Source organism: Citrobacter sp. RHBSTW-00881, assembly GCF_013728515.1.
Classification (GTDB): Bacteria; Pseudomonadota; Gammaproteobacteria; order Enterobacterales; family Enterobacteriaceae; genus Citrobacter; species Citrobacter braakii.
The window spans coordinates 4079117-4098844 of sequence record NZ_CP056269.1; the positions used below are offsets into that span (position 1 = coordinate 4079117).

At 54.3% G+C, this 19728-nt stretch carries 22 protein-coding genes; all 22 read right to left on the minus strand.

The annotated features are described in order from the left end of the window. Window position 1 precedes the first annotated feature (1 nt). Window positions 2–1420 carry a ubiquitin-activating E1 FCCH domain-containing protein gene (locus tag HV311_RS19630; RefSeq protein WP_191220342.1) on the minus strand — a complete coding sequence of 473 codons (1419 nt, stop codon included), beginning with the start codon at window positions 1418–1420 and terminating at the stop codon, window positions 2–4. Beyond that, window positions 1417–1749, minus strand: coding sequence for a hypothetical protein (locus HV311_RS19635; protein ID WP_107224179.1), 333 nt, complete (start codon window positions 1747–1749; stop codon window positions 1417–1419). Before HV311_RS19635 ends, HV311_RS19630 begins: the two co-directional genes overlap by 4 nt. Continuing rightward, window positions 1746–2462, minus strand: coding sequence for a hypothetical protein (locus HV311_RS19640; RefSeq protein ID WP_191220343.1), 717 nt, complete (start codon window positions 2460–2462; stop codon window positions 1746–1748). Before HV311_RS19640 ends, HV311_RS19635 begins: the two co-directional genes overlap by 4 nt. Next, window positions 2459–3433, minus strand: coding sequence for a hypothetical protein (locus HV311_RS19645; protein ID WP_191220344.1), 975 nt, complete (start codon window positions 3431–3433; stop codon window positions 2459–2461). The genes HV311_RS19640 and HV311_RS19645 overlap by 4 nt, the downstream gene beginning before the upstream one ends. Continuing rightward, window positions 3433–3708, minus strand: a complete 276-nt coding sequence (locus tag HV311_RS19650) for a hypothetical protein (RefSeq protein ID WP_191220345.1) — start codon at window positions 3706–3708, stop codon at window positions 3433–3435. Before HV311_RS19650 ends, HV311_RS19645 begins: the two co-directional genes overlap by 1 nt. Then, on the minus strand, window positions 3705–4430 hold the full coding sequence (locus HV311_RS19655) for a hypothetical protein (protein WP_107224183.1): 726 nt from the start codon (window positions 4428–4430) through the stop codon (window positions 3705–3707). Before HV311_RS19655 ends, HV311_RS19650 begins: the two co-directional genes overlap by 4 nt. Further along, entirely contained in the window at window positions 4430–6250 is a 1821-nt protein-coding gene (locus tag HV311_RS19660; RefSeq protein ID WP_191220346.1) for a hypothetical protein, read from the minus strand. The genes HV311_RS19655 and HV311_RS19660 overlap by 1 nt, the downstream gene beginning before the upstream one ends. A gap of 123 nt (window positions 6251–6373) precedes the next feature. Further along, entirely contained in the window at window positions 6374–6940 is a 567-nt protein-coding gene (locus HV311_RS19665; RefSeq protein ID WP_191220347.1) for a hypothetical protein, read from the minus strand. A gap of 3 nt (window positions 6941–6943) precedes the next feature. Continuing rightward, the gene (locus HV311_RS19670) at window positions 6944–7381 is read right to left on the minus strand and encodes a hypothetical protein (RefSeq protein WP_125124050.1); all 438 of its coding nucleotides are present in this window, start codon (window positions 7379–7381) and stop codon (window positions 6944–6946) included. A 3-nt stretch (window positions 7382–7384) separates the two neighbouring features. Further along, a complete protein-coding gene (locus tag HV311_RS19675; RefSeq protein ID WP_191220348.1) occupies window positions 7385–8779 on the minus strand; it encodes a hypothetical protein in 1395 nt (464 codons plus the stop codon). Beyond that, complete coding sequence (locus tag HV311_RS19680; RefSeq protein ID WP_191220349.1) at window positions 8780–9721, minus strand: hypothetical protein; 942 nt, start codon at window positions 9719–9721, stop codon at window positions 8780–8782. Further along, on the minus strand, window positions 9705–10139 hold the full coding sequence (locus HV311_RS19685; RefSeq protein WP_045407444.1) for a hypothetical protein: 435 nt from the start codon (window positions 10137–10139) through the stop codon (window positions 9705–9707). Before HV311_RS19685 ends, HV311_RS19680 begins: the two co-directional genes overlap by 17 nt. After that, window positions 10136–10564: a hypothetical protein gene (locus tag HV311_RS19690; protein WP_000213589.1), complete on the minus strand. Its 429-nt coding sequence runs from the start codon at window positions 10562–10564 to the stop codon at window positions 10136–10138. Before HV311_RS19690 ends, HV311_RS19685 begins: the two co-directional genes overlap by 4 nt. Next, window positions 10561–11043 (minus strand): hypothetical protein, encoded by a 483-nt coding sequence (locus HV311_RS19695; RefSeq protein ID WP_047721640.1) that lies wholly within the window; start codon window positions 11041–11043, stop codon window positions 10561–10563. Before HV311_RS19695 ends, HV311_RS19690 begins: the two co-directional genes overlap by 4 nt. A 68-nt stretch (window positions 11044–11111) precedes the next feature. After that, the gene (locus HV311_RS19700) at window positions 11112–12143 is read right to left on the minus strand and encodes a hypothetical protein (protein ID WP_023327266.1); all 1032 of its coding nucleotides are present in this window, start codon (window positions 12141–12143) and stop codon (window positions 11112–11114) included. Between the two features lie 16 nt (window positions 12144–12159). After that, entirely contained in the window at window positions 12160–13020 is an 861-nt protein-coding gene (locus HV311_RS19705; RefSeq protein WP_191220350.1) for a hypothetical protein, read from the minus strand. Between the two features lie 15 nt (window positions 13021–13035). After that, window positions 13036–14652 carry an NUDIX domain-containing protein gene (locus HV311_RS19710; protein ID WP_191220351.1) on the minus strand — a complete coding sequence of 539 codons (1617 nt, stop codon included), beginning with the start codon at window positions 14650–14652 and terminating at the stop codon, window positions 13036–13038. 18 nt (window positions 14653–14670) lie between these two features. After that, a complete protein-coding gene (locus tag HV311_RS19715; RefSeq protein WP_191220352.1) occupies window positions 14671–15495 on the minus strand; it encodes a hypothetical protein in 825 nt (274 codons plus the stop codon). After that, on the minus strand, window positions 15492–16913 hold the full coding sequence (locus tag HV311_RS19720; protein ID WP_191220353.1) for an anti-CBASS protein Acb1 family protein: 1422 nt from the start codon (window positions 16911–16913) through the stop codon (window positions 15492–15494). Before HV311_RS19720 ends, HV311_RS19715 begins: the two co-directional genes overlap by 4 nt. 11 nt (window positions 16914–16924) lie before the next feature. Beyond that, the gene (locus tag HV311_RS19725; protein WP_191220354.1) at window positions 16925–18256 is read right to left on the minus strand and encodes a terminase large subunit domain-containing protein; all 1332 of its coding nucleotides are present in this window, start codon (window positions 18254–18256) and stop codon (window positions 16925–16927) included. Window positions 18257–18258: 2 nt separating this feature from the next. After that, window positions 18259–18999 (minus strand): hypothetical protein, encoded by a 741-nt coding sequence (locus HV311_RS19730; protein WP_191220355.1) that lies wholly within the window; start codon window positions 18997–18999, stop codon window positions 18259–18261. Window positions 19000–19057: 58 nt separating this feature from the next. After that, window positions 19058–19582 (minus strand): hypothetical protein, encoded by a 525-nt coding sequence (locus HV311_RS19735; RefSeq protein ID WP_191220356.1) that lies wholly within the window; start codon window positions 19580–19582, stop codon window positions 19058–19060. Window positions 19583–19728 lie beyond the last annotated feature (146 nt).

Sequence of the window (19728 nt, forward strand, 5' to 3'; positions counted from 1 at the left end):
CCTATACCCCGCTAACTGTCACGCCATCATCCGATATATACCAGTAGCTGTAAGGGTCTCCGCTGATAATATTGGTGTTTTCGTCAGGGTCCGTAATCGTTCCGTTGACGGTCACAATGATGGAAAGCGAGCTGATCAGGCTCATATCCAGAACGGTATTAATGGCCTGGAGAAAAATGTCTTTCAGGTTATTGATGTTAAGAGGTTTACCCGCAAATATCTGGTTGATATAGGAAATGGTCGGCGAGGCCACCAGACTTGATACCGTGGCATCCGTCAGATAGTTAACAGATGCGGTTCGCCATTCATATCTGATTGTCACTCGCTGCATCAGCGGGATAACAAAGGGGATCAGATAATCATCAGGCCAGTCGTTGATCGTGACGACATTGTTCCGAAGGTTAGGTGTAACCACACCGGCACCCGTCCAGCTTCCTGATGCGGTAGTGTTGATCCCGGTTGAAAATGTATGCGGTGACAGCACGGTCACGGTTAACGGCACATTATTGATGCCCGTCATTCCGGTAACGCCAGAAATCTCGATAATCTGGCCGTCGCTGTAGCCGTGCGTAATGTCGGTAGTGACAACACCAGGATTTGCGTTGCTGATCCCTGTAACGTTCAATGTGCAACCGCTCAGCCGGCTGATATCCCCCGCTGATTTATAGATGGCTCCGGCCATTTCATAAATGTCACCACCACCGCACATAATGACCCAGCCATTAGCGCTCTGAACGACCGATACAAGACGCGCCTGCACATTCGCAACATCTGTCAGCTTCTGGCGAATAAATCCCGGATAACCCTGCACAGTGGACATTTGCCCCTGCCATACCCGGTCCCTGAACTGGTAATTAGTTTCCGGGTCACCTCCTGGCGTTCCGGCGACAGGGTTAGTGCAGGTCAGTACAATATCCGAAGGAAGACTGGTAATAATCTGGTTAACGGTATTTTCAGGAACCGCCCATGATCCGGTTACGGTTGCCTCGCAGGTCACCGACGACGTTACTCCTCCAGTCGGAATTATTGTGGCATCCGCCAGCGCATAGCTGTTTGTTCCATCAGAGACCAGAAAACCCTGCGGAATAGCGAAACCGGCAGGACCGGAAAACTGGACACCTACGGTCGTTAGTCCCTGCGTCTTTTGCGGTGCTATGCCGCTTTGCTGGGCCAGCAGGTTCAGCATCGTCAAGTTAGCTTTCAGTGGGCCCACCGAGTTAATCAGATCAACTCTCGCCTGGTCACAAACCAGCAGCGCGCCTACGTCCGTGCTGACAATGTCCTCAATCAGAGAACCGGGTAAATCAGTTGTCAGTCCGGGGGACAGGGCCACAGCCTGAGCAATGAGTTGCTCGCGCAAACTCTCTGCGGTTTGCGGTACCGGGCCAGCCGCGGTATAGCTGACAGACAAATCACTCATACATTCACCTGTGCAATAATTTTTGAGCCTGCATTCGTTATGGCTGAAATGTTGTAAACGGGAGGGTCATCACTGACCATGGCAATCTGTAACGAGGAAAAATACTGACTGAATTGTTGCTGCAGGCGGTTAACGTAATAGGTTGGTAAGATTTGCTGAATAACGGATGCCTGCGCCGGTATGCCGTTATTGGCGAAGAATGGCGACTCCTGGGGAGCTAATTTCAGGTTCTGCACCAACGTTGTCAGGTAAATGGCATCGTTAAATCCGTACTCATCGGTTTCAACCAGGACCCATTTACCCTCTGAATTTCTGCCATAGGTTCTCATTCGGTAATGTTCCCGCTGAATGAACTGGTTGGCGACCCGGTATTACCTCCGCCATTACCGTTCGTGTGCTGATGACTGTTCAGCCATGACACCAGCGCTTCCCACCCGGCCTGCATAACAGCCGGACTTGTACTGGCAGATGCATCCTGTAATTTACCGGCCTGTCCTGTCAGTTGCCACATGCCCTGGGTAAGTGACAGGACAGTACCGCCCACCGTCACCGTAAAGCTTTCAGGCGTCGCTATGGCTACGCTCTGGGGAGTTAACAGAAATGTACTGTTGCTCGCCCTGTCACGAATGGTGACTCCCTCCGGCCCGTACATCGTCAGCACTTCGCCGTCGACGTCACCCCACTCGGTATTGCTGATCGGCAAATAGGTCAGGGCGCTCAAGTTTGGCGGCTGCGTCAGATCTGCGGTGCCCCCACCCTGGCCGCTCATGCCGCCGATATAAGCATCGGCCGGGATGACAATGCCCTTATCACCAGGCTGCATCGGGTAGCGGATATACTCCGGACCGAAAAGGGGAATGGTCACTTGCGGAAGAGTAAAAGGGATATTCGTCAGGCTGAACGAAACGGTAACCATTTTCCCGGATCGTGAAACAACCGTTGCCGGGAGCGTTTTTCCGGCCAGTTCCATGGCCTGCAGTATTTTTTCTTCGGAAAAGTTATTCATGCTCTTTCCGAAGTTCAGGCGCTGGCTGATCGTCATTGTGCTGGCCCCGTGGTTGTGAACGCCTCGATGATGGTCACCCAGCTATTAGCATCTGCCTGGCGGCTGTTTCCCACCAGACGTACAGCGCTGACCTGGAACACGCCTGTAAAGGCTGCCTGGTTGCGATACTGTGAATAGGATGAGGCCTGAATGATTGTGCTGGCGCCCGCCGGTAGTTTCAGGAAGTCGCCCACCTGAATATCAGCGCGCATGACAGTCCGGATCATGACCTTGTTAAATTCAATCCACGTCGGCTGACCAACCAGATCAGTAAATTCAAGCTGAATGGGAGAGTTTTTTTTCGTAGTGGTCAGGCTGTCCCAGGCGCGAATTTCTTTGCCAGGGAAAATGCATAATTCAACGCCTGAGTAATTCTGATCTCTGATGATGCTTTTGCTGATGGATTTAATATTCGCTGCCAGTTGCTGCACGCTTGAACAGAATATTGGCGCGTCATAGTTCATCACCAGGTTATCGCTGATTTCGATCTTGATTTTGTAATCCGGGTAAGCGCGTTGCAGGGCAAAATATAACGCTATAGATAGTTTCTGCCCCTTTCCCCACGGCATCGTAATATTGACAGGGGAATTGACTGACCCGGCACCAGCCGTGATTATCATGTCCAGAGATAATTCAGTCCCCTGCCAGTTCCCGAAAGGCTGCTGAATTTCGCCTTCGAGTACTAACCCGCTTTGCTTCTGTTTGGCTAACGGTAGCCCCTTTGACATTCCGGCAAAGCCTTTAATGGTCATTCCGAACATGTTTTGCTGGGCCTGCTGCATCTCTTTAATGCTGACCCCGTAAACCCTGACAAGGCTGGAGCCCATGGGGGTGGACATGCCGTACTTCTGGATATCAAACTCCACCATCAGGCAGCCGGGATTAAAATTTCCGTAGTCATCCAGACTCTTATAGCGCCTGTACAACTTCCCATTTTTGTCGAAAATCTGAAAGTCATAGAAGCGCATCAGGTTGTAACCTCTATTTTCCCATTTTTCTCACGCCAGATCAGGGTTGTTGAGGAAAACACGCTATAGATAAGGTTGATACCGCCAGTGGACACAGAGCCGACCATTGGCGTATTCAGAATGGTGTTGCCTGAATTATCAGTGATCAGCAGGTACCAGCGCTGGGAGGCGATATTCCACTTTATCTGGCAGTTGTAGACCGTCCCGTCCAGTACCGGCGTAAACAGCATGCTTTCGCGCTCATTGCCGGTAAACGTATAGAGTTCTGTGCTCATAGGCCGAATGTTCCACTTAGTTTACCCACCAGCCCGACGATACTGGATGCCACACCAGACACAGCGCCACCCAGCGAGGTGTTGCCCAGAGCGGCAACGGTGTTGGTCCATGACGCATCAGTCATCTTCGTACCACCGTCAATCTTGCTGAGAAAGCTGTTAACAGCCTGCTCCGCTCCGGTTTCCGTAACCAGGGGTTGCTCAAAATCCCACATCCATGAGCGCTGAGGCACGGGTTCGCTTGAACTGGTCACATCCTTGACGGTGCGCAGGATGCAGCCGCTGTAAATCAGCGCCGGGGTTGCGATAATGAATGTGCCCCCCAGATTCGCATGCGCCTGTAATACAGCCTGCAGCGCGCTGATCGTTACCAGCTTTGTCATCGCCCCGGTATTTTCATTGACCGGGGCATCCATCAACAGGCTGATGCGCAACGGTTGGGCCAGCAGCGCGTTAGCCGCCACGGTCTGGTTAGCGAACGGATAGCGGGCAATGTCATAATCAACCAGCGTGCCGCCCTGCACAGGCCGCCAGTGGCAGAAATACTTATCCAGATCGGTCAGGTTTATCGCGCCACCGATCAGCCCCGTAACAAAGCTGGCGCTTTGCGTAAGGGCCACAATCGGCAGCATGCCGCCAGGTATACTTTGCGCGATACCGTCACAGAGAATAACCGGCGATATTTCAAAACCGAGTTTGTAGAGCTCGCGGGTGAATGCCATTATCCGGTAACCCCAAGTTGCGCGCCGGAAACAACTGCGTTGCCTCCGGTGTTGTTGAATATCTGGATCACCGCCCCTTCACTGACCCGGTAGCCAGCGCCCTCTTTTTGCGACATGGCAGAAATGAGTTTTGCCAGTACCGCCGGATTGTTCAGATCGAGCTTCTCGTTTTCACCAAACCGGGTTGCTTTTACAACGTGACGGATGTATTCGGCGGTGTCGTTTTCGTTCGATGGCGCCCATTTTTTGGCGATATCACTAACCGTATTTACCCCGCGGGTGCCATAAATCTGCAACTGCTTGGCCGCAGCCAGTACACCTTCATCGAGGGTGGGGAACACCGCAAAATCACCACTTCTGGTGTTATGCGTGCCGTATCCCTCAGCCCATCTCAGGTTTGTGGGGTTATTGAACCGGTCGGCAATGGTTCTGCCGGACGCGTTAACGTTGGCCGGCTGTGAATCAACAGGCGTTACGGCACCGCTGGAAAAGAAGCGTTTAACACCTTTCAGCCAGCCCCACACATGCGGGTCATCGTCGCTGCCTGGTACATACTTCTTCCCGGTCTGCGGATCAACGACAGTGTCGTTTCCTAGAATCGATGACCCCGAGGTTACGTCAGCCGCCGACAGGTTGGTTTTTCCGACAATCCAGTCGACGACTTTTCCGATCACGTTCCCCAGTTTCTCAACCTTCGTCATAAAGTCTTCGACGTCTTTGGAGAACTCCGGCGAGGCCAGATAATTGCCAAAGCGCTGAATACCACCCGACAGGTTGTCAATCCATTTGCCCAGTTCAGGCGATTTCAGGACGGTATCAATCGCCACTGAAAGCGAGTCGGATAATTTAGTCAGTGCCGGGGTGAGCGGGGCCAGACCACGAATAAACGTGTTACGGATGCTCTGGATACTGAAATCCAGTTGTACGTTAAAGTCCTGCCACTGTTTCGCTTGCTGGTCGGTGATCTGCAACAATCTGGCGTCGCGCTGCGCGCGCTTATCCATGGCATCCAGTTCCGCTTCGCTCATGTTTTTGAAGCGGTTCAGGTCGTCCAGAGTAAAGAAATTGGTTAAGCCGTGGGCCTGCGCACCCTGTAACGTGCTGCCGTTCTGCACGAAAATATCACGCGCATTGCGGATCATTTGCGGCAGTAACTGGTCAGGTGAGCGATCAGGGTTGTTAATACCCATCGCGCTGAACTGCCAGCGCTTTGACAGGTCCATCTGGGCATCACGGATAGCCCCTAACGTCCCCGTCGGGTTGCTCAGCGCACGCTGGTAGTTGATCGCCGTGGAATCAAGAGCGCCAATCGACGTACCGAGGCCGAGAGAGGTAAACCTCTGCGCACTGGCCACAGACGCCAGGCGGTTAATACCAAACAGACCGCCAGCACCCAATACGCCAGTAAACACACCTACGATGCCGCTCCACGTCAACAGGCTGGTAGTGGCGTCTTTGATATGTCCGGCCAGCGATTTGGCATCCTTTGTCGCCGCGTTCAGGAAGCCTTTGGCATTACCGGCATTGCGGCTAAAGTCGCCCTGGTGCTTCCCTGCCTTTTCCAGATTGGTATTCAGGCGATCAATGCCGCTGTTAATCGACAGAATGGCCGCCGCGCCATCGTTAAATGCCTTTGTCAGCGCCTCGGTTTCGGTCCTGGCCTTTGCCGTTTCCTTCCCGGTATCAGCGATGCCCTGAGCGCTGCCGCGCCATTCCTCCGGCAATCCCTTTAACGCAGCCTGATACTCGTTGAACTTTTCAATAAATGCCTGAAACTTCTCATCATTTACATCAATTTCAACTATTGTCTTAGCTGCCATTGAAGCTTCCCCTGTCTTTTAGCGCTGAAATGATGAATCTCTGGCGGTACTGCGCGGGGCTGGAAAACTCCGCGTCGCTGATTTCACGGATCACCCGCCAGAAACCCTCATTAGATGCCCAGTCTAGGAGGGTATGAATGATGTTTCCGGCTGGGCATTCTGGGTCGGGGTATCGGTATCCTGATTCGATATCAGCAAGGAATCGCGGAATTCCGTAACGCTCGATACAGTGAGTTGCCCACCGTACATGCCGATCACCGCCCCCACCGTCGGTGCTATCAGTTCCCGTTTCTGAATGGCAGAGGAAACCATAAAAAAAACGATTTCCCCTTCAACTTCCCGGTACTCGTCCAGCAGGACGATTTGTTGTTTCAGTGCGGTATCAAGCGGAATGACTTTCCATGCGCTGCCGTCGTTGTAGACGACAGACGCCAGCCTTTGCATTTCATCAAGAAGCCCCGGACCCTCCGATGCCCCCTGCTCTTTCAGCTTTTTGCGCAGCATCATCGCGGCCACGCGCGCTGCGCCAATGCCGCCGATTTGAGTGATGAAGTTGTTGAACAGATTACCCAGCAGGAAGCAATGCTCCTCTACCACTTCATACGGGAACGGGAGAACATGCAGATAGACGGGTAACGCACCATCACGATTGATAGTGCTGACCAGGTTTAATTTTTTGTCGATTTTCACGGATTAGATCCACATGTTGTCATTGGTGGTCAGGTAGCCGCCGATGGTGACCACATACCCGGCATCCATACCGTTGAATGGCAGTTCGTTGAAGTTCAGCAGGTAGCAGTTCAGCAGCGTGAAGTTGCCAAACGTCGTGGCGTCCGGGGTGATTACAACCTCACCCAGTGCGGTATCAGTGGCGAAGCGCTGCTGATAGCTGGCCCCGAGTCCTTGCGTTTTCAGTAGGTGAACCGTCACGGTCACCTGCTGGTACGGCGTCTGGCTGCCTACAGTACCGGTCATGGTCGGAATAATGTCAGTAGCGGCGTTATCCGGCCGCATGCTGATCCCGTCTTTACCCAGGTACGATGCGGTGACGTTAAGCGCCGGGACGTCTGTAACAGACAAGGCGCCACGGACGCGATTAAGAAATCCCTGCGGCACTAATGGGTTGCCCATTTTTTACGCCCCTACAAAGTTGGTTACGTTGAGGTTAAAGGTGATGGATTCGAAGCCACGACGCGGGGTCATGATGGCGCTGAGCCCATTGTATTTGCCATCCTGATAATCGGACGGGTTCAGACTGGTGTAGTTGCTGAACGGCACCGCATTGATTACCGCATTCCCGGCATACGTGCCTTTTTCATACTCGGCGTTGAAATCGGACTGGGTCAGTTTGGCGTTGATCACCTGTCCCAGAATCAGACCGTAACTGATGCCAGTACGCAGAGTTTTGAGCGCACGGTTTTGCAGGCGGTCAATGCCAGCCTGCTCGTAGTACAGTGGGTTCACGGTGGTGTTCGAACCGTTGATGATTTCGTTAGCCAGGTCCAGCTCAAGGTTGATCGCGCACCAGGCCACCGAGTACCAGTAGTTAAACGGGTTGCCATCAAGCATATGGCCTGCCACCAGCATTTTATTGCTAAGGCCTCCCTCGGCCGCCGTTCCAACGTAGTTGATATCGTTGTCCTGGAGGTTTTTCAACAGGGTGCTGTTGCCCTCAATCGGGTATTCAGTGACGCCGTACAGGAAGCGGTACGCCATCGGTGGGACCATATTAGAAGAACCGGGGTCGTTCGCCAGAGAGGACTGGAACGCCGTAGCCATTGAAAATTCAGTGGTGGCAATGGCCGGGGCTTCCACGCCTGCAAATACGCTTTTATTACCCGTAGCTTTCCATGCAGCATACGCTGCGATCGTCGTGGTAACGAAGAAGTAAACCAGTGAAGATGGCGACGTATACAGACCAGTCAGCGTCTTGAATGTCGCCTCGGAATCCCACTCGCGCGGCACCAGATAAGAAAAGAACTTCTGATAAGTATTGCCAAGCGAAACATCTTCCGCGATGAAATCAGCTAGCGCTGCGATAGCGTCAGCATTCGAAACCGCGCCAAGCTCCAGCACGTAAACTGCGCGGCTTGTGCCCTGGGACCAGAACGAGTTATTCATCTGAACAATCTCGTTAGCCACCACCGTTTTTACGGATCCCATTGTGGTTGCCGTACCGGGGTTGCTGGTCAACTGATAGGTAAAGGTGTTTGTACCCGTTACGGTCGCAGTGTACGCGCCGTTATAGCCAGTTGGCGCAACGCCAGAGATGAGGACAGGGATCTGTGATCCGTTAGTCCACCCATGTGCAGCGCTCAGCGTGACAGTTACCGTACTGGTTGCCCAGGCGATAGTTGAAATAGCTTTTGCAGGTGCCAGAATGGACGCCAGATCAGTTTTTGCGGTCAGCAACTGATATTCGCCTGCATTCAGCGTAGTGCCGCCAACGGAAATCAGCGCACCGGATTTGAGCAGTTGCGACGGTTTCGGCGGGTTAGTCACCGACACGTTAATATTGACGATCGACATTTATTTCTCCGGGCTGATGGAAGGTATGGAAAATGCCACCAGCTTGCGCGCCACGTTGCGCATCCGTTGCTGGTAGTAGTTAACTTTGAATTTGATGGTCTTTCGCTGGGCGATGATGTTCAACTCGTTTTGCGTGACGCGCTCATCCTGCACAACAGGGATATTCATCACGCCCATTTCAGCGTCATCGCCGAGCGTGTACTGCTGCACGTACCTCAGGAAATCTTCAACCCCGGCATTACGCAGGCCAGTGATGGATATCGTCACATCCTCGGAAACCAGTTGATACTGGTTCTGCTGCTCATCGAGGTAAAAGCTACCGGCGATCGGCGCGGTGTTGCTGCACTTCACCGTTGCATACGGCGGTGACAGGTTCTGCGTCGACAGCATGGCCGGGAACATCGGCATGTACTGGCTCAGCGTCAGCCATACCGGCAATGAGCTCGAAACCACCACATCAGCCAGATCGATGTCATCTGCAGAGTTAATGATCTGCGATCGCATGTAGGGGAAGATTGCCTCCCCTGTGTAGTGGTAGAGGTTGGCCGGTTCATTCAGCCCGGTGCGCCGGGAGAAGGAAAACTGAAGGCCAAAGAACTCGCCGATATACAGGACATCAGATCCGATATCGTTGAACGGGTCGATATCCGCCTGAGCGGTAAACGTCACGACGTTCCGGTCATAGAGCTGCTCATCGTCCTGGATGGTTTCGGTCGTCAGGTGCAGATAGCCCTTAACGTCAACTGTATCCGGCTCGCTGCTGGGGTCGTCTGACAGAACAGAGGCTTTCACCCAGAAGACGAAACCATCGAGGGGCAGCACCTTGCGGATATACTTCGTGAACGTGACCACCTGAAAGCGGCTCAGGTCATCAAGACCCTGCGTCAGCGTGGCGTTAAGCTCTGTTTTTGCAGTCTGCTGCAACTCACTCAGGGAAGGCATTCAGCACCCCGCTTACCCAGGCGCGCATCGCGGCCTGATAGGTTCCGGTATCAATGAATGACGGACGCGGTGGCCCTTTTTTGTTTTTGAATCGCTTGGATATACCCTCCAGCGCGCGGCGCGTAGGCACGCCCGGCAATCCGTTCATTTCGGTATTGTCGAGGAAGGCGACAAACAGGTCATGGATCCGGGACATCGACTCTGCCAGAGGGTCTTTGGCTGGCGGCGCGCCGGCCATCATGTTTTCAAGCGACGCGGCCATGTCATTCGCCATCAGGTCAGCGATGTCTTTGCTGTACCTGTCGAAAAACGTCTGCATGATCTGGTACTTTTCCTCCAGATACTCGGCGACGTCTCCGGTCGTGGTGTTTTCGTCCTCATACGGGACATCAATCACCCCCAGGTGGAAGGTGATCATGACAGCCCCCACAGGCTGCCGAACTGCTGGGCAATCATCAGGTACCGGCGCCCCCACGGGTCCTGCAACATCTGCAGGTCAGCCAGCGACAGGTCTTTGAAGAAGTCCGGAACCAGGCGCTGAGCGCTGGTTGAGTTATCCCCGGCGCCAGTAATTACGCCAGCCTTGAAATTATTCAGGCCATACTCTTTCCTGAACTCGGCGAATACCGATTCGGTACCGTAGTTGACAAGGAAAGACGCGCCCAGGTTGTACACGGCAACGGTGTACAGATTCGGCGTGACGCACGCGATATCAGGGTTTACCCACTCAACCGCGCCGCCATACGCCAGGGTGAAAGACGGCGAGTCGTCGGGAACCTGCGCGGCGGTCACGCCCATGTCAGTTCGAACGAATTCGATAAATCCCGACAGGCTCGTTGTCATTTTTTCTTGCTCCCGGACTTTTCAGTCACGATTGTTTCGTTAACCGTTGGGGTGTCTTCGCTGTCTTCGCGGCCTTTCGCTTGCTCAGCGCTGACTTCCATCTCGCCGGAATAGCCGGTACCGCTTTCGCGCAGAGAGCTGTCCAAAGCCGCTACGGATGCCTGGCGGCGGCCGTGGGCGCCACGGGTCAGGTGAATATCGTTATCGCGGATTGCTTTTTCGATTACCGACGCTGATACAGGCTTGTTCAGGCTGTAGCACAGGCCGACAAACGCCTGGCTCTGGTCGATTTTGGTCGAGTCAACCAGGCCATAAACCTGGTGATGCTGCACCACTGCATCAACTTCATCAGTTGAGCCATCCAGCACCATCATCTGATCGCCGTGGTTAATCGGGATCTGAATAAGGCGGCCGGTCTCCAGCTTGCGATAGGCGAAAATCTGGCGCTGCTTGGTGGTGTTAGCGATATAGAGTTTCATTGGTTACCCTCGTAAAAAAGCCCCTGCTGAGTCTCCACGGCAGAGGCTTAACCAGATCAAAGAATGGATCAGGCGCTGTACGCCATGGACAGGATGGTGATTGCTTCAGGACGAACTGCCCAGCCTGCGGTGGAGCGCATTTCGGACAGAACATCGATGGCACCACCAGCGATCGGCGTCGGAATCTCACGCGGCGCGGCCATGTCGGTAAACATCAGCGCGTTCGCGGCAAGAGACGGGGTCAGCTTGGCAAATTCGTTGGTGTTCACGGTCGAATTGACCATTGGCACTTCGACCTCAGGGATGGTGATCACTACCGCATCGGTACCGCCAGCGCCTGCGCCGATAAGGGTATCGTCATACACCCAGTCAACCTGGACGTTTGCGCCTTTCAGCACTTCTTTCACCGTGCCGCCGACGGTGTCAGTACCACCACCAGGACGCTGGTAAGAAGTCAGCTGAACGATCTGCTGAATCTCCATGGCACCGAGAACGCGCTGCGGCCCCAGGATAACGACGCGCTGCTGGCGGCCCAGCTGCATGGTGCGGGTCAGTGCGGCCTGTACGTGGCCCAGCAGATATACCGCCATCTGGCCGTGGTCATAGGTCAGCACGGTGGTGTTATTGTTGCTGTCCGGAGGCAAAGACTCGGTAGTCGCGCCAGCGGTGTTCAGCAGGCCTTCACCGCCGGCAGGGTTCATGCCGTACAGCAGAGCAGAGCGCAGCTGCTGGAAAATGCCCTGACGCATGCCCAGGCGCTGAGCTTCCGGCAGTGCAAAGTTCCAGTTACCGGCAGCGGCCATGTCATGGTGATCGTAGATACCACGGCAGCGGAACAGGTAGGTTGGGGTTGAAATCATCTTCGCATCCAGCGCCACGCTCGGCAGTTGGTTACCGTTACCGGACTGACTGGAAGTGGTCTGGGTGCGAATATCCAGGCGGCGCATGTAGACGTACTGATCTCCTACGCCGAGACGGACTTGCGGGTTACCGCTGGCGATGGTTTCAAACGCACCTGACGCCTGCTGGTAACCAATGATCATCTCCGGCGCGATGTACGACGGATTGACGATGGTGTAGCTGGGGGTAATTGCAGCCATTTAATTCAGCTCCCGATTAAAGTAAGACCAGCGCGCAGCTGTCGGTGTTGTTCCAGGTCAGGAAACCAGTCGCGCTGTCATAGCTGACAGTCTTGGAGTTGCCTGATTCGATGGCGAGCACTTTTACCGGCAGCGTGATGTCGGAAAGCGTAACTGCGCCGATGGTGCCCGGCGTGGTTGCAGCGCCGCCTGGTGCAGTTGCCGGTGCATAGGTGAAGGTTGTTGCGTTCACGACTGACAGCACGACCACAGTGCCGTTGTACGCTGCAGGAGCGACGCCACTGATTTTTACGTACTGTCCAGCAGTCAGGCCATGAGCTGAAGCGGTTACTGCTGTCGCCACGCCATTGGCATAGGTCACAGCAGTTGTCGCAATATCAGAACCAGCAAAACCGGCTGCCGCCGCGGTGGTGATCTGGTTGTTCACGAAGTCCCAGGCCAGCGGAGTTTTCACTGAAGCACCATTGGTTCCCAGCGCAACAACCTGCGCAGAGGCTTTCAGCGGCACGCGCATGTTAGAGCCAAGTCGGTAGTACGAAACACTCATGCCGGAGGCGTACAGCGGGACCGGCGACTGCGGAGTGGTCAGGCCGTTGTGAGCCTGATTGAAGACGGTGAAGCCTTCCAGTTCAGCAACAGACACAGCTCGACGGATGAATGACCCGCGCGGGCTTGAACTGGTACCAGGCAGAAGCTCAGCAACCGGCAGACCGCCCCAGAGAGGTTTGGTTTCCGTTGCCGCCACAGTGCCAGCCGCCAGGTTAAAGCGGTTGGCCGGGTCATCGAGCGCCACGCCCTGAATATAACCGTCTGACTGCACACCGAAGGAGCCCAGCGCATTCGTGGTTGCCATCGGGTTAAGAGATAAAGTAGCCATGCTTGAGAGCTCCCGTTAAGCCTGGTTGTTGAAACTGGTGACCTGACGCTTGCCGGACTGGAACGGAGCCCAGGTGGCAGCAGGATCGCCTTCGAAGGTGCTGATCTGGCGACCGGTCGCATCAGCGCGTTTGATTTCGCGCAGCATGCCAGGGCCAACAGACAGGCTTGCCGATTTCTGCGCGTCTGCGTAGATCGTCTTCTCTGCCACGCTCAGCAGCGCTGAGTCAGCGATGGAGGACAGGTCGACGGATTTGAAGTCAGGCGAATGCTCCTGCAACTGGATCATCAGGCGGCGGCGATATGCCAGCGGCTTTTCACCAGACAGTGGCACCGGAGCGCGCTTGCCGAAGCAGGAAAACACGCTATCGGCCTTAACCTGTGCATCGGCGACTTCGTTGCGCTCTTCATCGCTCAACTCGGTTGGGATGCGGGAGCGCAGGTCGGCGATCTGCTGACGCAGTTCAGAATCAGCCTTTTCTTTCGCCATACGTTCTGCCTCTTCCGCGTCGGCCTTCTCTTTGGCTTCTGCGTCTGCTTTTTCTTTCGCGGCTTTCTCTTCCGCGTCAGCTTTGGCTTTCGCCTCTTCGGCCTCTTTTGCCTCAGCATCAGCCTTTTCTTTCTTGGCTGCTTCTTCGGCATCGGCCTTGGCTTTACGGTCTGCTTCTTCTGAGTCAGCCTTAGCCATGCGTGCGTCAATCGCCTTATTGATTAGCGCTACGATTTTTTCCTCGTCCATCTTTTCAGCCTCGTTTGGAATGGAATCAGATTTAACACCAGTAGGGGCAAGGAGCTTGTCCCATACGCCCTGTTCACAAATTGCAACGTGGTCGAGCAGCTCGGGGGATGGCTCCACCAGTAGAGGCTGACCGTCGACATTGATTGATTGAGCTACCTCTGAGAACTTCACAGTTGGCGAGGTGCTTAATTGCCTTGTTGCCATAATTTCAGCAGCTTCGGCGTCGTACACGCGCGCAACAGCCCACACTTCGCCCTTATCGGCTACCCAAGCATTTGTCAGGGTGCCAATAACGCGCTTTGCGAACTCGTTGCTATCAAGTGTTCTTTTTTTTGGGTGAAGCCAGATAAGTGGTACACCGGCTACCCGCTGGAGAAATTCGGGGGTGAGATAATCGTCCGGGTTACGGAATGTCATCTCCTGATCTGCAGAGCGCCAGGTAACCCCCGTTCCGGTTACCCTGATGGCGAACATCCACATGTTGTAAAAATATTGCGGGCTGCTTAGCGTCCCGTCAGCGATGAGCGCGGCCACTTCGGTCTCATTGAGCGCCTGCTGCGCCAGCATCTCAGCGAAGGGCTGATGAAGCGGCTTGGGCAGATCGTCAATGTGGAACCATCCGGCGGCCAGCGATTCGTCGTTAAGCTTCGCCTCGAACCTCTCCGGCACCTCAGCGCGAAACGTCAGATAATCGCCGTATACGCTGTGTGGAGTGAGCTGGCCATCGTACTGATAACCAACCTCTTCCAGCACCTCACGGAGTGCGGCATCAATAGCCAGTTCGCCAGGCTCTACCGTGCCGCCAGGCTGGCACCACGTGCCATCATCCGAGCGCTGGATCAGGAAGACGAACTTCCCCTGACGGAACATTATCCCGCTGCCAAAAATAGCCACGTTTTAATGCTCCTATGCTTATTTCATAGACGCCATGAACTTCTGCCCCTTCTGGGTCAGCATGTGTTCAGGAATACTCCGGAGGTTGTACAGATAGGTTACGTAACACCGGCAAAAAACCTCTTCACCGGGCTGCGTAATTTCATCAAGGTACCCGGAAGGCCCCACCTTCACGTAACCGTTTTTTTGCGCCCAGTTACCGCGGATGAGATAGACCACCTTATCGCGCTCTTTGTGATCTTCCCTGTAGTCATAACCCGCTTGCCGCCAGTGACTATGCCACTCGGCAGCTATGGCGTTATTACTGGCAGCTATGATGTTGTCGATGTTTGCAATGAGTTTATGGTTCTGATCAATCATCACCCGGCGCGCTTCAAAATCAATTTGCAAGGCGCTTTTCTGAATGTGATCACAGTTGTAATTAACCCCGCTTTTGGAGGATGGCGACAGTCCACCTCCAACGTAATCCTGCACAGGGATGCTGGTAGCCCACCCACTAAATCTCTGGACTGTTTTGTTTATCGCTCCTGTGCGGTTTAACTTAATTAAGTCGGCGCTAGCCAGGATGCGTCTATCAAGCTCGCTTCTTAACTTCGGCTCCATGTAATTCAGAGTAAAGCGAGACAACCCTGGATGCCGATCCTGAGCCTTAGCCCTGTTAACCTGCATCTCATAGGTTGATCTAAGCTTGTCCGACACCCTTGATATGTAGTCATCATGGGTTTCGCTTTCTGCCGCTTGGCGAATAATTCCCTGCCATCGCTCCAGCTCCTCTCTCGAGGTATAGCCATTGCGCAAGAAGAATTTAACCGCCTCCCTTACTGTTCTGGAGAATTTGCTCATAGCATCATCCCGCCGCCCGGCTCTTCAGCTTTCGGCGGCTCCGGCGGTTGGTTTTCCTTCAGCGAGTCGTAATCGAGATTAAGCCGCTGAGGGAAGAGGTTCTCGTTGGCATTGGCGTTTTCGCACGCCCACTCGATCAGCGTCGCCCGGTTTTCCGGGTCAGCAGTAAGCTGCGGAAGCACCACTTCCAGCATGCTGACGATCGCCTTAAAGCGCGTCTCGTCGACCTTCACCTTCTCGCTTTCCGGCTCTTTCAGGGAGGACGGCCAGCGATATTCGAAGTTGTTTATCCAACTCGCGAAATACACGCTGTAGGTGTTTTTCAGCTCCGGGAAGTCAGCACGCAACGACTGGAAGAACTCAATGCTCCAGGCGCGGTACTGGCACACTCGAATGAAGAAAGCGTAAAGCTGGTCCAGCCACTCGCGGATGTTGTCTATGTACACCGCCACGGCGCGGGCATCTTCAGTGCCTTCACCAAAACCCTGGGCGAATGTCTCAGAGTTGAGGATGATCGCTGGCATGTCGGCGGCGGCGGCAATGTTCTCCAGGATGTGCTTACGCGCAGAGTCGAGAGGCTTTTCCAGGTTGCTCAGGTCGATTGACTCGATGTTGTCGTTCTCGCCGATCTGGAGAACCTCCCCCGTCTTCCCGCGCTTCAGCATCATGCGTTTTATGCCGCTGAGCTTCTGCATCATGTTGTTGACGACGGAGCTTGGCCCCTTGATTTTCGTCACCAGCAGGCCGCCCTTCACCGCTACCATATCGTCGGTGCGCATGGTCTGGATGAAAGACTTCAGAGGATAGAGCGCGCGCTGGTACACGCTGCGGCCCGTGAATCCGAATGCCGCGGGGTTGTACGCGAGGTAAATCGGATCCTCGTTCTGCACGACGACACAGCGAGATTTGTGATACGGCTTGCCCGCCACCCGGATGCCATCGACTTTCTGGAAGTCCTGGGCGTTCGGGTCCTGATTCAGCACGATACTGCCGGCGGTGTTCAGCGGGTCCAGGATGTTAAAGCTGACGTTGTGCTTGTACAGCGTGCGGTAGTCCAGCGATTCGTTCGGCTCCTGGTTATCCACCAGCATGGCGATCGCTGATACGCCGTAAATTCGGGCGATGCGCGCGGCGTTGGCGATGTGCTGGTTCGCACCCATCGCTTTCCATTCGCGCTCGAACGCGTCGCGCAGGCGCTGTTCAAGCCCATAGGACTGGGCAACATGTACGGTGCGCGGCTCATTCATCGCCATTTTGATCGGGCGATCCACCATCTTGCCGCCCAGCGGGTGGTAGAGGTAAACCGTTTTGCAGGTCTGATAGCCAGCCGTGGAACCTGGCTGGATGTCGTCGCTGTCCAGCAATGCCATCAACTCTGAGTGAGAGCAGCTGCCGATTTCGAAATCGTCTTCGTTCATTGGTTCTCTCGTCAGATTGCGTCGCCGCTGCCGAAGGCGATGATCAGCCCGTAGGTGTAATCATCGAGCAGGTCGTCGGCGCGCTTATGCGCTTTCTTGTCGGCAAGGTGGAATCGGGAAACCTGCTTGTGCAGATGGTTTGCTGTCTCGCCCTTAAAGACGGCTGTCTTCTCGTAGGCGTGTCGGGAAATTTTCGCCAGCCCGCGGTAGTGATAACCGGAGGCCATAATGGCGCGCTCGTCCTTTCCTTTGCTGGTCAGGGCGGACTCAATTTTGTTGACCGGCCATCCCAGGCTTTCACCTTTCTGCAGGAGGATGCTGCCCATGCTGGCGTCCTCGATGAACACGCCCAGGCTGCCGTTGATGGCAACGCACTGGCCGGAAAGCTCGTTGAGGCGGTCAAATACCGACGGCATCCACGTTTCCAGCAGCGCGCCGTCAATCTGCACGACGTCCCAGTCCAGAATGGTGAGGCGCTGAATGCCGGGCCGGGTGTCGACGGCGTAATACACCACCGCCGTACCATCATGTTCTGAACCACCTTTGACGGCGGTATCCATGACAGCAAAGACGGCCTGGCACATTTCAGGGTAATCGACAGGCTGATCCTGATTCTCACCCTCAAACCATTTGCGGACGTCGAAAAGTGATGCCGCGGACCAGTCGACGAACTCGGCAAGAAACTCCTGACGGAACACGCGCGGATCGTTATTCTGCCTTTCGCGCTCAAGCTCTTCCGGCGGTACGAACGGGTTGGATGACGTCGGCGCGTGGTGCTCAATAAAACCCAGCGACTTGTTGTTGCAGATGGCGTAGAAAAAGTTCTCCTCGTCCACGCCGTCGGGTGTCGAAAAGACGTAAGCCCGGCCTTTCGTTGTCAGCAGAGTTGGCTTAATCGACTTGGGCCATATCTCCTTCAGCATCTCCGGTGATTTGGTGAAAGCGGCCTCATCGATAAGGATGATTTCGTATTCACGGCCACGCCCTGCCAGTTTGTTGTCGTTGGTGACCCAGAAATCAATCTTGCCGCCGTTTTTCAGCAGCAGACGCTTTTCCTGTCGGCTAAAGCTCTTTTTCAGCGGCAACAGGATTTCTTCGAGCTTGTCGTAAATCTCCTGGTACTGACGGTATTCAGCAGTGAAGATGCCGACGCGGCCACCAAGCGAGATATCCATACCCGGGCGTTTAAACTGCGCGGTGGCATACGTTACCGCAGCGCTGGACAGCATGAAAGTTTTACCCCAGCGGCGACCACAGCGGACCGCGTGCAACTGGTCATTCCAGGAGTCAGACCAGACCTTTAACTGCCCGTCGTGCAGCGTAGGCAGGTAAATGTCAGCCATGGTTATCTTCCCGGTATTGGCAGTGCGTTATGCACGACGATCGCGTTATCCCGATCCCCGTCTTTCATCACGCCTATCTCAAGCTCAACTTTTTCAGTTGCCGCCTCGCGATACGCCGCCTCAATCTGCATCTTGACGATATTGCCCTTGGTGTATTCCAGGGACTCGATGCGGGCCGTGTTGCGGTGCATGGCTTTCTCGGCGGAAGATATGAGGATGTGTAAATCCTTTGCCTCTTGGGTGGTCATGCCCTCAGCCTCTTCCTTCCAGCGCCCGATACTCTCAGCCGCCGTCAGGTTCGCCGCGCGCAGCCAGAAAAGCTCATCGTCGAGCGTGAGCATCTGGGCGTCTTCGGTGATTGCGTCAGAGAGCAGCATCCGACGACCGTAGCCGCCGTGTTTGAGCGCGTGCTGATTGCCGGGCTGAAAGGGTTTTATTGGCGGCGCGTGGCGCGATCCGCGAATAGGTTTCGTTTGTGGAGAAATTTCAGTGCTGCCCGCGTCACGGGGATTCTTTTCACCCTTCCCGGTTTTACTGGCCTTGTATTTCCCCTTCTGCGAATTCGCACTTTTTTTCGCACTGCTTTTTTGCGAATTCGCACCGTAATTCGTAACTTTGATATAGCGCTTAGCAGTGGCGTAATTCAGTCCCTGCGCTTCACACCAGTCTTTGGGGGAAATACCGGATTTATAATGCTCGGCGAGGAACTGGTCTTGCAGTGCTCCCCAGTCCGGTTTTGCCATGTTGAATCACCTGCGATTGACATTATCGAAGCCCCTCGGTGAAGGGCTCCTGTAATGCCTATTCAGATTTTTCTACGGGCGTGATCCGCTTGCCACTCATTGCATGAGTGATATGAAAAATCTCAGGGTGAGTTGTTATTGATGCTGAAACTGAATCACGAACCCGCTTCAACGTCTCTTCAAAAACCACATGGAAAGTATTGTGAGACGGGGTGAGAGAAGAAACGCTTCTGCAAACCTCGGCAAAGATTTTGTTCAGGTCTCCCGCTGTAGGAACCTGGATCTCAATCATAAAGTAATTGCTTTTAAGCACGTGCTTGTTACTGTCGATTTCGGTTTCAAGAGGCTCATCTTCTTCATAAACCGGCGTACACACCATGCTGTCGATGGCACATGTGCGAATCGTTTTTACTTCCAGTTCATTGGGTTTGGTAAACAACTTAAGCAGGCTGGTTTCTTTATATTCCAGAACAGGAATATCACTTGAATATCCTTCAAGGATAAGTTTTTCCATCGGCTCTGAAAAAATGCTTGTGCTGAGGTTGCGGTAAAGTTTCACATGCCAGCATTTAATTAATTTCATATTGGTTACCTTTTAGGTGTGAGCCTGTCGCATGGCAAAGCCGCCAAGAGCGAACGACTCGCCCAGGCTCACTACTGAAAGTCTCTCTTCGGAATGCGCATGCGAAGCGCAATAAAAAGCCCCGCGATTGCGAGGCTGTGATGATT

Excerpts from the sequence above, each read along its gene's own strand:
- HV311_RS19735 (WP_191220356.1), bottom strand. The coding sequence starts at position 19,582 with ATGAAATTAATTAAATGCTGGCATGTGAAACTTTACCGCAACCTCAGC.
- HV311_RS19655 (WP_107224183.1), bottom strand. The coding sequence starts at position 4,430 with ATGGCATTCACCCGCGAGCTCTACAAACTCGGTTTTGAAATATCGCCG.
- HV311_RS19635 (WP_107224179.1), bottom strand. The coding sequence starts at position 1,749 with ATGAGAACCTATGGCAGAAATTCAGAGGGTAAATGGGTCCTGGTTGAA.
- HV311_RS19670 (WP_125124050.1), bottom strand. The coding sequence starts at position 7,381 with ATGGGCAACCCATTAGTGCCGCAGGGATTTCTTAATCGCGTCCGTGGC.
- HV311_RS19680 (WP_191220349.1), bottom strand. The coding sequence starts at position 9,721 with ATGCCTTCCCTGAGTGAGTTGCAGCAGACTGCAAAAACAGAGCTTAAC.
- HV311_RS19705 (WP_191220350.1), bottom strand. The coding sequence starts at position 13,020 with ATGGCTACTTTATCTCTTAACCCGATGGCAACCACGAATGCGCTGGGC.
- HV311_RS19650 (WP_191220345.1), bottom strand. The coding sequence starts at position 3,708 with ATGAGCACAGAACTCTATACGTTTACCGGCAATGAGCGCGAAAGCATG.
- HV311_RS19725 (WP_191220354.1), bottom strand. The coding sequence starts at position 18,256 with ATGGCTGACATTTACCTGCCTACGCTGCACGACGGGCAGTTAAAGGTC.
- HV311_RS19675 (WP_191220348.1), bottom strand. The coding sequence starts at position 8,779 with ATGTCGATCGTCAATATTAACGTGTCGGTGACTAACCCGCCGAAACCG.
- HV311_RS19730 (WP_191220355.1), bottom strand. The coding sequence starts at position 18,999 with ATGGCAAAACCGGACTGGGGAGCACTGCAAGACCAGTTCCTCGCCGAG.
- HV311_RS19690 (WP_000213589.1), bottom strand. The coding sequence starts at position 10,564 with ATGACAACGAGCCTGTCGGGATTTATCGAATTCGTTCGAACTGACATG.
- HV311_RS19630 (WP_191220342.1), bottom strand. The coding sequence starts at position 1,420 with ATGAGTGATTTGTCTGTCAGCTATACCGCGGCTGGCCCGGTACCGCAA.
- HV311_RS19715 (WP_191220352.1), bottom strand. The coding sequence starts at position 15,495 with ATGAGCAAATTCTCCAGAACAGTAAGGGAGGCGGTTAAATTCTTCTTG.
- HV311_RS19720 (WP_191220353.1), bottom strand. The coding sequence starts at position 16,913 with ATGAACGAAGACGATTTCGAAATCGGCAGCTGCTCTCACTCAGAGTTG.
- HV311_RS19685 (WP_045407444.1), bottom strand. The coding sequence starts at position 10,139 with ATGATCACCTTCCACCTGGGGGTGATTGATGTCCCGTATGAGGACGAA.
- HV311_RS19700 (WP_023327266.1), bottom strand. The coding sequence starts at position 12,143 with ATGGCTGCAATTACCCCCAGCTACACCATCGTCAATCCGTCGTACATC.
- HV311_RS19640 (WP_191220343.1), bottom strand. The coding sequence starts at position 2,462 with ATGACGATCAGCCAGCGCCTGAACTTCGGAAAGAGCATGAATAACTTT.
- HV311_RS19660 (WP_191220346.1), bottom strand. The coding sequence starts at position 6,250 with ATGGCAGCTAAGACAATAGTTGAAATTGATGTAAATGATGAGAAGTTT.
- HV311_RS19695 (WP_047721640.1), bottom strand. The coding sequence starts at position 11,043 with ATGAAACTCTATATCGCTAACACCACCAAGCAGCGCCAGATTTTCGCC.
- HV311_RS19645 (WP_191220344.1), bottom strand. The coding sequence starts at position 3,433 with ATGCGCTTCTATGACTTTCAGATTTTCGACAAAAATGGGAAGTTGTAC.